The sequence below is a fragment of the Desulfobacter vibrioformis DSM 8776 genome (genome assembly GCF_000745975.1).
Taxonomy (GTDB): Bacteria; Desulfobacterota; Desulfobacteria; order Desulfobacterales; family Desulfobacteraceae; genus Desulfobacter; species Desulfobacter vibrioformis.
This window is the reverse complement of sequence record NZ_JQKJ01000011.1, coordinates 41,128-53,581: the sequence shown is the minus strand read 5'-3', so window position 1 is coordinate 53,581 and position 12,454 is coordinate 41,128. Positions and strand designations below refer to the sequence as shown.

Below are 12,454 nucleotides of genomic sequence, written 5' to 3'. Positions count from 1 at the left end.
TCTTCCTTTGCACAACAAAATAAACCCGACAGATTCCGGTAACCGGGATCTGCCGGGCTGACTTATCTAAAATCCAGAATGGCTCAGGTTTAGGATGAGCTGTGGCAACCGTTGCAATTCACAGGGGCGGTCTTGGGAAGATCCGCTTTCTTTATCTTGCCCTGGGCCATGGCTTCCCTTTGCTTCTTGTCCGTATCCCGGTGGCAGGTTACGCAGGCATTGTGAAAGGCAGCCAGATAGTACATCTGGTTTGCTTCATCTTTGATATTTCTGGTGCCTGACGGCTCGGTTTCACTGTGGCATGACGTACATGCCTCAATTTCGCTTTCCCCGTCCCAGTCATGGTGACAGTCTTTACAGGCATATTGAAAATGAAGTCCGTGGGGAAAACCAACAGGGTTCCTTGTGGCTTCCACCCCTTCCGGTGCCTCTATGGTCAAAATTCCCAGGGGGACGGACAGGGTTTTATCACTGTTTTCAACATCTGAATGGGGATCAGGATGGCATCCGGCACAGGCAACCGGGCCTGTAACAATGCGCTTGGAACCGGCAGCCTTTTGCTGGTCAGCCTCATTTCTGTGGCAGTCCCGGCATACCTGATGGAAAGCCCCAGTCATTGATTTTATGCTAGTTTCAGATACATCCGCCTGACCAGGTTTAGGCGCCCAGAAATTTTCATGACAACCGCTTGTCCCGCAACTTTTTATGGGACCGTTTCCATCCCAATTGTGGTGGCACGCTTGACAGGAATAGGAAAAATGAAGGGAATGGGGAAAATTAACCGGGGACAGGGTGGCCTTGTATTCGGCATCCTCAGGGGCCTCCAGAGTCATGGTACCGGTGGGAATCTCGAGCGTAGCGTCTGCAGCAAGAGCAACGCCCGTTAAAACAAAAGCAAACCAGGGTACTGCAATGAGAAATAATCGTTTCATGATACCTCGCCAATAAAGCTGTTATGTCAAATTGTACCGGATATGACCGGGGGTAAATTGTCCGGCATTTAATGTCACATAAACACCATTGTTTTTTTAATGCACTAATATATAAATGTTGCCTTTTGTATATTAATTAATGTTTATAAAATCAACCTGAAATTTCGTCATCAGGGCTAAAAAAGTCCATTTCAGTTCTTAAACGGGCCATTTTGGGCTGAATATTAAACGATTCAGGGACCTGCAAAAAATGAGATTCCAGCACGGCAAGGGCTTTGGCTGCAACTGAGGCAGCGGCCTTTTTCCTGTTGTAAGCCAGAAGTTCAAATGTACCTGCTGTGCGTATCATTGCCTGCAGGATCTTTTTCTCCTGCCCCGGAACAGTCCTGTAATTCTGCTCAAGCCATTCATGGCATTCAAAAAAAAGGGCTTCATCCCAGAGCAAACCGGCTGTGGCATAAATATCGGCGCATAAAAGGGGGGATGACGATATTTTCGCCAGAACAGCGGCATACCGGTCATACCGTGCGCTGATGTAACTTTGGGCCGGACCGGACAACTTTTTCCGGCCCAGGTCTGAAACCGCCTGGGCCACGGGTGCCAGATCGTTTTTATGCAGGGCGCAAATAAATGCACTCCCCAAAAGATTTCTAACATCCCGGTCCGTGCGGTCTTCAAAAGGATTAAACACGATTTTCATCATACCTGAACTCATACCTGAAAAAGGGGAGCATTTTCAAGGGGAAATCATTTTTTTTGTTTCCTGTTTTCCTGATACAATCAAGTGATATAATCAAGTTGAAATGACGGAACAGACCCCGAAATGGAACAACCGGTTTGTTTATACTAAAGTATCAATAACTTGTTGAATTACTTTCTTGTTTTGCTGTGGACGGGACTGGATGTTCATCGGCCAAGCCAGCCCATGGCTGTTATAGAATAAAAAGTCAGCCTTGTCCGTAAAATCCTTGAGCATTACCTTCAATTAGCGTATTTTGTTTTACGGATTCAGGGGGGAGGGATCAAAAGGCCTAGGCAGGCTTTTTGGTGTATCTGGGGGGTTATTGACACGATCCGGTTTTTATGTATGTTTTAAATGCCGGACAAACAAACGAGGTTCTCATGGCAAAAAAAATCATTATTATCGGTGCGGTGGCCCTAGGCCCCAAAGTGGCCAGCCGCCTCAGACGGCTTGATCCCGATTGTGACATCACTATGATTGACAAGGACAGCTTAATTTCATACGGCGGCTGCGGCATTCCTTATTATATTGGCGGAGACATCGGAGAGATGGAAGAATTATACTCCACCACGGCCCATCACGTCAGGGATGCACAATTTTTCCGTGCAGTCAAAGGCGTTGAGGTTCTCACCCGGGTGGAAGCCATCGGCATTGACCGCAGAAAAAAACAGCTCAAAGTCCGTCATCTTGACGACGGGACCGAGTCTGAAATGCCCTATGACAAACTGGTCATTGGCACAGGCGGCACGCCATTTACCCCGCCCATCCCCGGTGCAGACCTGCCGGGCGTATATCCTGTATCCAATCTGCACCATGCCAAAGCCATCAAAGATTTGATCAGCAAAGGTGCTGTGGGAAATGCCGTGGTCATCGGTGCCGGTGCCATAGGTGTTGAAATGGCCGAGGCCCTGACCGATCTGTGGGGCGTGGAAACCACCCTTGTGGAAATGGCCCCCCATGTGCTGCCCGTTGCCATTGGTCCCAATATTGCCCTTATTGTTGAAAAAGAGCTTGAGAATAATGGGGTGGCTGTCAAAATCGGAGCCCAGGTCACCAAAATCCTTGGGGATGCCGAAAACGGCGTTACCGGGGTTGAGGTCAGCGGCGAGGTGATTGAATGCGACCTTGTGATCATGGCCGTGGGGGTTCGCCCCAACACGGGATTTGCGGCCCAAGCAGGCCTGGCTGTGGGCCGGGGCGGTTCCCTGATCGTGGATAAAAACTTAAGAACCACTGATCCTGATATTTACGCAGGCGGCGACTGTATTGAGATGCGCAATCTGGTATCCGGGGACCAGCTCCCCATGCCTTTGGGCTCCCTTGCCAACCGCCAGGGCCGGATCATTGCCACCAACATCTTTGGCAAGTCTGCCCAATTTGACGGCACTGTGGGCACCTTCTGCATCAAGGTGTTCGGCATGGGCGTGGCCACTGCAGGCCTGACCATTCACCAGGCCAAAGCCGCCGGGTTTGATCCGGTTCACTCTGTGGTGGCCCAGTTTGACCGGGCACATTTCTATCCCAACTCAAAATTCATGTTCATCCAGCTCATTGCCGACCGGGCCAGTCGCAGGGTGTTAGGCGTGGAAGCCGTGGGTGAGCAGATTGATGCAGTCAAGGCCAGGGTAGACGCTGTTGTGCCGCTGCTGCACAAAGGCATGAATGTGGATGAGGTCTGCACCCTGGAAGTGGGTTATGCACCGCCATTTGCATCTGCCATGGATGTGATCAACAATGCCGGCAATGTGCTCGATAACATTCTGGACGGCAGAAACGCCCCCATAGACCTGCCTGAATTTTTTGATCTGTTCGAAAAAGGCGAAATCACGGTGGTGGATTTAAGGGAGCTTGTGGAAGCCCAGCCGTTTATCGACAAATACGGGGCGAAGCGCTGGCTCCACCTGCCCCAGCCCGAGTTGCGCGAACGCTATCATGAACTGCCAAAAGACAAGGACCTCTGCCTTTTCTGCGGCACGGGCGCCAGGTCTTTTGAATGCCAGATCATTTTGAACCAGAACGGGTTCTCCCGCGTTAAAAATCTTCAGGGTGGATATGCCATCATACGGGTCACTGATCCGGATTTCATTCCCCAGGGAGGATAACCTGTTACCTGCCGGGGGATTTGGCAATCCCATGCCAGAATCCCCTGCTGCAGTATATGAAGACGACACCCGGTTATAAGGGACTTGAAATTCACATATGCTCCCTGAGCCGCGCCTTGAATACGAACAAAAATTCGGCGCAAAATCTGTGGCATTTATCTTTTCCGAGTCCCTAACCGGGATATTTCATGACTTTTTAAGTGATTTTGGTGACTTCGTCTCTCTGGTTAAATGGCGAAGTTGGAACCCGGCCCCAAAAAAATTTCTTGACTCTGCTTGCCGACGCATTATATAAAAGTATTCACTTAATTATAAGCGTATTTTATTAAAACCCTTTTTCGGTATGGCCCTTTAACTGGCGCGGTTCCCCGGTATTTGACAGATAGTCGATGTGTTGCGGCTACTTCAGTGGGGAATCTCTTCGATCACCCCGTAAGTAACATTCAATGAAGGAGAGCGTATGTCTGCATTAGAAGAACGCGTACGTTGTAAAGAACTGCTCAGCAAGGTAACAACCCCTGAAAATTGTATTCAGTACTTCAAAGATGGTATGAATGTCGGCATGTCCGGATTTACCCCGGTCGGCTATCCGAAAGTTGTACCCATTGCTCTGTGTGACCACGTTGAAAAAAACAATCTGCAAGGCAAGTTAAGACTCAACCTGTTTATCGGTGCGTCTGTCGGTGCCGAGGTTGAGGATCGCATGGCCTCATTAAACATGATTGATCGTCGCTGGCCCTACCAGACAGGCAAAGAACTGGGAAAAGCCATTAACAAAGGCCAGATTCGCATGGGCGACAAACACCTTTCCATGTTTGCCCAGGATTTGAAATACGGTTTTTACACCATGGATAAGGGCGGCAAACTCGACCTCGGGGTTATTGAAGCATCCGCCATTACCGAGAATGGCGATATCATTCTTTCCGGTGCCGTCGGTACTGCGCCTGAAATCATTGATGTCGCTGAAAACATTATTGTCGAAATCAATACCGGCCTGCCCTCTTTCGAAGGCATGCACGATATTCTCTTGACCGACCTGCCTCCGTATCGAAAAATTCTTCCGGTTACTGATGTGCGTCAGCGTATCGGTACGCCCTGGGTTCCGACCGACAAGAGCAAGATCATCGCCATTGTCGAATCCAAGCTGCCTGACAACGGTCGTGCGCTGCGCGGCACAGACGATGTGGCCCAGGCAATTGCGGACAACATCGTTGATTTCTTCAAGGTTGAAGTGAAGGCCGGCCGGCTGCCCAAGAACCTTTTGCCTCTGCAATCCGGTGTGGGCTCCATTGCCAATGCCGTTGTGGGTGGACTGACCGCAAGTCCCTTCGAAGATCTGGTCGTCTTCACCGAGGTTCTGCAGGACACCTTCCTGCCCTTCCTTGATTCGGGCAAATGCAAGTACATCAACTGTACCTCCTTGTCGCTGTCTAATGAGGCATTTGTCGATTGGTGGGAAAAATTCGATACCTATAAAAACATGGTTCTGATGCGTCCCCAGCAGATTTCCAACAACCCGGAACTCATCCGTCGTCTGGGCGTTATTTCCATGAACACGCCGCTTGAATTTGATTTCTATGCTCATGCCAACTCCACCCACGCAGGCGGTACCCGCATGTTGAACGGTATCGGCGGTTCCGGCGACTTTGAGCGCAACGCTTATATCTCCATGATGCACTGTCCCTCCTGCCGTGCGACCAAGGTTGATGAATTCGGCATCACCGGTGTTGTTCCCAAGGTTCCCCACGTCGACCACACCGAGCACGACATTGATGTCCTGGTTACCGAGCAGGGTTTGGCTGACCTGCGTGGTATGGCGCCAATTGACCGCGCCCGCGAAGTTATCGACAAATGCGCACATCCGGCGTACAAAGATTACCTCACCGATTACCTTGAGCGCTCCACCAAGGCAACCGGTGGTCACCATGAACCTCAGCTGCTGGACGAGTGTTACAAAATGCACATCAACTTCGCACAAAACGGCACCATGCGTTTCTGGGAAAAATAAAACAAAGCGCAAAACCGCCTTACCGGAAGCCAAAGCCCCGCCAAAACCTGGCGGGGCTTTTTATTTTACTGTCGTTTTTTTTGAATTCATTTTCTAAATTTAAAATTCAGGCGCGTTGTGACGCTCAAATTAAAAAACCTGAATGATAGTAATCCATTAAGCCCTTTTCAAATGAGTACTCGGGAACAAAACCGATTTTTTCTTTTGCCAGGGACATGTCACACTCTGTATAATTTTGATATGCGTCCTCAAAAGGGTTTTCTATATATTCCGGTTTCCTGTTCAGGCCGAGAACAAGATTGAGATGTTCAACGATCTGGTTAAAAGAGGTTGCTTTCCCCGACCCGCAATTGACAATGCAGCTTTCCTTTGCCTTTGATGCAAGTATATTGGCTTTTACAACATCCTTGACATAGATGTAGTCTCTTTTTTGATCTCCGAACTTGAAAAGCTTTGGATTTGCTTTTTGCATCTGCTGGGCAAATTGATATACCATTGTGGCCCTGGTTCCTTTATGGTTTTCCCTTGGCCCGAATATATTGCAATATCGAAGTCCGACAATGGTGAGGTCTGCATCTCCGGCTGCAAGTTCCATGGAAAAATCATCCAGTAATTTTTTTGCCCTGGCATATGGTGTTTGCGGATCAGGGGAATCACTTTCGCGGTAAGGTGCCGGGTTGTTGCCATATATTGCTGTTGATGAGGCGTAAACAATTTTTTTACATCCATGGGCCATGACATATTTGAATAATTGAATTGATGATTCAAGATTGGCTCTCATAATCTCTTTTTCATCATTGACTCTTGTACCGTTAATTGCGGCCTGGTGAAAAAGAACATCAATTTTTCCGATGGCCTCCCAATCTATGCCAAGGAGACCCGGATACAAACATTTTCCCTTGAATCCAGGTAGGACTTGCTCAGATTCATGCCCTGTAATAATGACCTCGTTTCCTTGTTCCTGAAGCGCCAAAGTCAAGTTGGAACCGACAAATCCGGTTCCTCCGGTTACTAAACATCTCATAAGTATTACCTATTTTGTGGTTTGTGTTGGATTGATCCAATTTTTTTGGGGTGATCCATTGACACCCTGATAATAGAGACATTGGAAAAAGACAAAAAAAAGCCGGAATTTTTCCATTCGCATCAATGAAAAACCTTCCTGGCTTCAAATTTAAGGTATGATACTTCCAGGATTTATCCTTGTTATCCCGGAAAAAATAAATGTTGATGTCTAATTTTCCAGCCGTTTCTACGGCGATTAATTTCCACTCCTATAAACAATGAAACAAAAAAGAAAGTCAATCAAAATTAATTGCCCCTGAAAAATAACAACCTGCCAATCCTCCTTGAATAGGTATTTAGACATAAGGAACGCAAAATAAATAACTGGAACAAAATCAGAAGTACCACGCTTTACGACTCCCCGGCTATATCATCCCCTGCCCTTATATTTGACGTTTTTAATTAGCTATTGACAAAACAAACGGACTAATAGTACTCCTGTGCTCAACAAAATGTAGTCTAAAAATTACATAATATTTTATAAAGATACATTTTTGGTATAAATTTGTTTTAACAACGAGAAAAGGGAACAGCATGGCCTTTCTTGACGTTCACCATCTTTGGTTTGATTACGGCACCGGCCCGGTTCTGCAAGATGTCTGCCTGACGGCGGAACCGGGCATGGTTTCAGGCCTGCTCGGCCCGAATGCATCGGGAAAAACAACGCTGTTCAAATGCATGAACGGCATTCTTCATCCCCGGTCAGGGTATGTGAGCCTGTCCGGCCGGCCCGTGGCCGGGATGCCCAGAAAAATTCTGGCCCGGATTATGGCAGTGGTCCCCCAGCAGACCGGGGCCATTTTTTCCTTTACCGCCAGGGATATGGTGGTCATGGCAAAGGCACCGGGGCTGGCCATGTGGCAGCGCCCGTCAAAATCAGATTTTGCCGGCGCAGAGCAGGCCCTTGCAGACTTAGGAGCCAAAGCGCTGGCCAGGCGCATGTACAATTCGTTAAGCGGCGGCGAAAAGCAGATCGTCCTCCTGGCCCGGGCCATGTTTCAGTCGCCCTCCATCCTTCTTTTGGATGAACCCACGGCCCACCTGGATTTTAAAAATCAACACCTCATGCTTGATATGGTCCGGACCGTCACCAAGGAAAAAGGTCTGACCACTATAATCACCCTTCATGATCCCAACCTGGCCTCACGGTATTGCGACGACATTGTGATGCTTAAACAAGGAAGGGTCTGTGGAAGCGGCCCGGTCCGGGATGTCTTTTGTGAAGATACCCTTGAATCGGTGTACGGTATACAGGTCATGGTAACCGGTGATACCCCCGGCGGCTGCCTGGTCATTCCCCGGAGCAATGCAACCGGGGACGTCATGTTTTAAAAAAGGGTTGAACCTCCGTGGCAAAATCTCTCCCCCTGTACTTGTTTTTTTTGATCATCCTTGGATGTACCGCCCTTCTGGCCCTGTCAACGGGAAAGTATCCCATGGATCTTTCGACCCTGGCCCGGCTATTTTTTTGTGCTGTCGGCTGGCAAGACAAGGGGGCAGATCTTTCTGGCCCGGCCCTTGTGCTCTGGTCCGTCAGGCTGCCCCGGATTGTCATGGCGCTGCTGGTGGGAGCGGGCCTGTCCGTGTCAGGGGCCGTATTCCAGGGCCTGTTTAAAAATCCGCTGGTATCTCCGGGTATTCTGGGTGTTACTTCAGGGGCCAATTTGGGTGCGGCATTGGGCTTGCTGTTTTTCTCCGGGTCTGCTTTGGTCATTCAGTTTTCCGCCTTTGCCTGGGGGCTTATTGCCGTGGGCCTCACCTGCCAGATCGGAAAACGGGGGGACCGCTCCATCACCACCCTGGTCCTTTCAGGCGTGATCATTTCTTCCCTTTTTGTGGCAGGATTATCATACATCAAATGCAAGGCAGACCCCCTGGGCCAGCTTCCCGCCATTGTGTTCTGGACCATGGGCTCCTTTAACAGCATATCATGGGCCGACGTCACCTGGGGCGGCGGACTGATTGCCGCAGGCCTTGTGGCGAATCTGTTCATGAGCTGGGGGCTCAACCCCATGTCCCTGGGCCAGGAGGAGGCCCTGGCCCTGGGCATTAATGTGGCCGGCCGGCAGACGGTATATATTATCATGGCCACGTTAATGGTATCAGCGGCCACAGCGCCCTGCGGCAGTATCGGATGGGTGGGACTTTTGATTCCCCACATGGCCAGGATGCTGGCCGGTGCCGGGCATGAGCGCCTGATCCCCTTTTCAGCACTTCTGGGCGCCATTTTCATGCTGGCGATGGATACTCTTGCCAGGACCCTGCCAGGGGGTGAAATTCCCGTGGGAATTTTAACCGCTGCCATTGGGGCGCCCTGTTTCGGATTTCTTTTAATCCGCAACAATGCCAGTGCCTGGAACAACCACTAAATAACGAGAGACCTCCATGAATCAATCTTTTAAAATTGGATTTTCCGCCCTGGTTCCCAAAGTGCTGCTCATGATCTGTGCAGTTTTCCTGTTTTGCGGATCCAAGGCATTGGCAGATGACACCGCCCTCCGGATAATTACGGACCGCACCGGCAGGCAGGTCCGGATCCCCAAGATCCCCAGACATGTTGCTTGCCTTTTCGGGCCAAGCTATGAAAAGTTACTGGCCCTGGGCGCCACGGACCGGATTTCCATGGTGGCCAATGTGGCCCTGCCCTGGAACTTTGTCATTAATCCCGGTCTGGCCGGGATACCGGTCCTGGGCCACTACGGCTCCCCGGATGTAGAGGCCCTGCTCAGCCTGAAAACAGACCTTGTGATCTACCATCCCTTTGCCAAACAGATTGAACGGATGAGTGCAGCAGGACTTCCCGTGGTCGTCGCCTATAACGGCAGCAGGCGCCTGCATACCCTGGAAGACTTTCTTGCAGACTGGTATGACCAGATGCGGTTTTACGGCCAGGTGCTGGGCGGCACGGCCAAGGAGACTGCTGAGGCCTATTGCACCTATGCAGACAAAAAAATCCGCAGCGTGACAAAGGTGACAACCCGGATTCCTGAATCCGGACGGCCCAAAGTGTTCTGGTTCTGCGGCCAGGTCAACGGCCCCATCGGCACCCAGACCCGCCATGCCACGGCGGACTGGATTGTGACCGCTGCCGGCGGCACCATGCTCACCCATGACGAACCCTCCTATTTTGTCTCCGTGTCCACGGAGGAGCTGATTCTGTGGAACCCCGATATTATCATGGTCAGTACCCTGCCCACGGTGGCACCGGTTCTGTCCGATGCCCGGCTGAAAAACGTAACCGCCGTAAAGGAAAATAAAGTTTTTATGACCCCCCAGGGACAGTTTTACTGGAGCCATTTTTCAACGGAATCCTTTCTGTGCATTCTTTATCTGGCCAAGCTGTTCCATCCCGGTAAGTTCCCGGACCTGGATCTGGTCCGGGAGCTTACCGCCTACTATGCCCGATTTTACCATTACGACCTGACCCCGGATCAGGCCCGGCAGATACTGGCACATCTGCCGCCTGGGCCATCAGGCACAACACCATAACCTGTTCCAACCATGAATGATGGGTACGAACCATCAGCAAAGGAACCCCAGTCCATAAGGAGAGAAGAAAAAAAGATGAGGCGAATGTTGAAAATTTTGAAATGTGTATGTCCTGTGGTGCTGTTGTTGCTGGTATCCACAACGGCAACGGCCGATACAACAGACGAACAGATCTTTGAACTTGGCGAAGTGGTGATTACGGCAAAAAAGGAGACCGTGGATCAGGCAACCACAGTCACCGAGGTCTCCATGGCGCAAATTGCCGCCAAAGGTGCAACCACAGCAGCCGAGGCCCTGGAATTCCTGCCCGGGGTATATGTCCAGTTTGGCGGCAAGGGCGATGCCCACGTCAACATCCGCGGCTTTGAACAACGCCAGGTAAAAATTCTCATTGACGGGGTCCCGGCCAGGGAGAACTACTTCGGCACCGTGGATTTATCCATGCTCCCGGCCGATGCCATATCCAAAATAACCATTACCAAAGGCGCAAGCTCCGTACTGTATGGTTCCAACACCATGGGCGGGGTGATTAACATTATTACCAAAAAGGGAACAAAAACGCCTAAAACATCCTTTAGCGCGTCCTTTGGCGATTATGACACAGCCCATTATTCCGCCAGCCACGGCGGGGTCCTGGGAAACGACGGCGTTGTGAACTACTGGATCGGTGCCGGCTACCAGACCTCGGACGGCTACCGCCTGTCAAGTGATTTTGACGCCGGCAACACAGACACGGGGCTGGGCACCCAGTACAATGAGGACGGCGGTGCCAGGGATTTAAGTGATTACCAGAAAAAAAACCTGGACATGAAGCTGGGATATGATCCGGGCGGAGAGTCCAGGCTCTATCTCTCCTTTGACTACGTGGACAATGACAGGGGCATCCCCACCTTCTACAACCGGTACTGGGCCTATGACCACTGGAAGCAATGGCAGATTAACCTGGCCGGGGAGCATCGATTTTCACAATTGCTCAAATTAAAATCAAGGCTGTTCTACGTCAATCATGAAGACGGCATCACAGATGTGAGCTGGGATGCCAGTCACACCACAGGCGGAAAAAAATGGTTTGAAAAAAGCTATTATGAAGACGATTCAATGGGCGGTGAAATCCAGGCGGCCCTGAGTTTAGCGTCATGGAACACGCTTCGCATCGGTGCCAATTTCATGGAAGACAACCACAAGGAGGGCAACTACTTAAGTGACGACTGCTGGTCTGTTATCAAAGGATCGTCGTCCGTGGGCTGGGAGCCGGAGGAAGAATACACGGCACAGACCTGGACCCTGGCCGTGGAAGACGAATTCACGGTTTTTAACCGCCTTTCCCTGGTGTTAGGGGTGAGCTACGACGTGTTTGAACCCACAAAGACCTCTTCCCAGCCGGCACCCGGGCAGGCCGATACCTTTAATCCCCAGATCGGTGCCATATACCGCATCAGCCCGGATACAAGCGTTCATGCATCCGTGGGCCAAAAAACGCGTTTCCCCAGCTTAAAAGAACTGTACTCGGATCTTGTGGGCGGCAATCCCGATCTTCAGCCGGAACAGACCCTGGCCTATGAAACGGGTGTCACACACATGCTGACGGAAAAAATCAAGGGTAACCTGGCCTTTTTTTATAACGATGTGGACGACTTGATCGACACCATCAATGTGGCTGGCGAAAAGGCCTATGTCAACATTAACAAAGCAGTGATCTACGGGGCTGAGGCCAGCATTTCCATACCCGTGTCCAAGGCCATGGATATCAATCTGAATTACACCTATCTTTCCACCGAAGACAAATCCAATGACGGCCGGGACCTGGAAGGCCGGCCCCGGCATCGCCTCAATGCAGGCCTTGGGTACCGGTTTGCCTTCGGACTCACCGCCGACCTGAACACCACCTATAACTGCCGCCAGTACTGGGAGAATTCCGACACCTATGAATGGGAAAAACTGCCCGACTATTTCCTGGTCAATTTGAAGCTGACCCAGAAGCTGCCCAAAATAGCCAGAATGGAACCGGAACTTTTTGTGCTGGGCACCAATCTGCTGGATAAGGATTATTACGAAACCAACGGTTCAGAGCCCGGATTTAACTTTCTGGCCGGCTTGACGCTGCAGTTCTAGGAAA

Annotated in this window: 9 protein-coding genes; 6 read left to right on the top strand and 3 right to left on the bottom strand. The window is 50.6% G+C overall.

Features of this window, described 5'->3' with window-relative positions; genetic code table 11:
* Nucleotides 1-89 precede the first annotated feature (89 nt).
* Nucleotides 90-932: a cytochrome c3 family protein gene (locus Q366_RS08365; protein WP_035238003.1), complete on the bottom strand. Its 843-nt coding sequence runs from the start codon at nucleotides 930-932 to the stop codon at nucleotides 90-92.
* Between the two features lie 151 nt (nucleotides 933-1,083).
* On the bottom strand, nucleotides 1,084-1,635 hold the full coding sequence (locus Q366_RS08360; RefSeq protein ID WP_051957918.1) for a DUF309 domain-containing protein: 552 nt from the start codon (nucleotides 1,633-1,635) through the stop codon (nucleotides 1,084-1,086).
* Nucleotides 1,636-2,054: 419 nt separating this feature from the next.
* On the opposite strand from Q366_RS08360, the gene Q366_RS08355 reads away from it, so the two are divergent.
* A complete protein-coding gene (locus Q366_RS08355; protein ID WP_035238184.1) occupies nucleotides 2,055-3,776 on the top strand; it encodes an FAD-dependent oxidoreductase in 1,722 nt (573 codons plus the stop codon).
* Nucleotides 3,777-4,236: 460 nt separating this feature from the next.
* Nucleotides 4,237-5,784 carry a succinyl-CoA:acetate CoA-transferase ScpC gene (gene scpC, locus Q366_RS08350; protein WP_035238001.1) on the top strand — a complete coding sequence of 516 codons (1,548 nt, stop codon included), beginning with the start codon at nucleotides 4,237-4,239 and terminating at the stop codon, nucleotides 5,782-5,784.
* A gap of 124 nt (nucleotides 5,785-5,908) precedes the next feature.
* Here the strand turns inward: scpC and Q366_RS08345 are convergent, their stop codons facing one another.
* Nucleotides 5,909-6,808 (bottom strand): NAD-dependent epimerase/dehydratase family protein, encoded by a 900-nt coding sequence (locus Q366_RS08345; protein WP_035237999.1) that lies wholly within the window; start codon nucleotides 6,806-6,808, stop codon nucleotides 5,909-5,911.
* Between the two features lie 575 nt (nucleotides 6,809-7,383).
* Here Q366_RS08345 and Q366_RS08340 point away from each other — a divergent pair.
* From Q366_RS08340 to Q366_RS08325, 4 genes are all read left to right on the top strand, one after another.
* On the top strand, nucleotides 7,384-8,181 hold the full coding sequence (locus Q366_RS08340) for an ABC transporter ATP-binding protein (RefSeq protein ID WP_035237997.1): 798 nt from the start codon (nucleotides 7,384-7,386) through the stop codon (nucleotides 8,179-8,181).
* 17 nt (nucleotides 8,182-8,198) lie between these two features.
* Complete coding sequence (locus tag Q366_RS08335) at nucleotides 8,199-9,218, top strand: FecCD family ABC transporter permease (RefSeq protein WP_051957917.1); 1,020 nt, start codon at nucleotides 8,199-8,201, stop codon at nucleotides 9,216-9,218.
* Nucleotides 9,219-9,234: 16 nt separating this feature from the next.
* Nucleotides 9,235-10,338, top strand: a complete 1,104-nt coding sequence (locus Q366_RS08330; protein WP_035237996.1) for an ABC transporter substrate-binding protein — start codon at nucleotides 9,235-9,237, stop codon at nucleotides 10,336-10,338.
* Nucleotides 10,339-10,413: 75 nt separating this feature from the next.
* Entirely contained in the window at nucleotides 10,414-12,450 is a 2,037-nt protein-coding gene (locus Q366_RS08325; protein WP_169742944.1) for a TonB-dependent receptor plug domain-containing protein, read from the top strand.
* Nucleotides 12,451-12,454: the final 4 nt, after the last annotated feature.

Bases quoted from the DNA above. Each gene is read 5' to 3' on its own strand.
- Q366_RS08355 (WP_035238184.1), top strand. From the start codon at position 2,055: ATGGCAAAAAAAATCATTATTATCGGTGCGGTGGCCCTAGGCCCCAAA.
- Q366_RS08345 (WP_035237999.1), bottom strand. From the start codon at position 6,808: ATGAGATGTTTAGTAACCGGAGGAACCGGATTTGTCGGTTCCAACTTG.
- scpC (WP_035238001.1), top strand. From the start codon at position 4,237: ATGTCTGCATTAGAAGAACGCGTACGTTGTAAAGAACTGCTCAGCAAG.
- Q366_RS08330 (WP_035237996.1), top strand. From the start codon at position 9,235: ATGAATCAATCTTTTAAAATTGGATTTTCCGCCCTGGTTCCCAAAGTG.
- Q366_RS08325 (WP_169742944.1), top strand. From the start codon at position 10,414: ATGAGGCGAATGTTGAAAATTTTGAAATGTGTATGTCCTGTGGTGCTG.
- Q366_RS08360 (WP_051957918.1), bottom strand. From the start codon at position 1,635: ATGATGAAAATCGTGTTTAATCCTTTTGAAGACCGCACGGACCGGGAT.
- Q366_RS08340 (WP_035237997.1), top strand. From the start codon at position 7,384: ATGGCCTTTCTTGACGTTCACCATCTTTGGTTTGATTACGGCACCGGC.
- Q366_RS08365 (WP_035238003.1), bottom strand. From the start codon at position 932: ATGAAACGATTATTTCTCATTGCAGTACCCTGGTTTGCTTTTGTTTTA.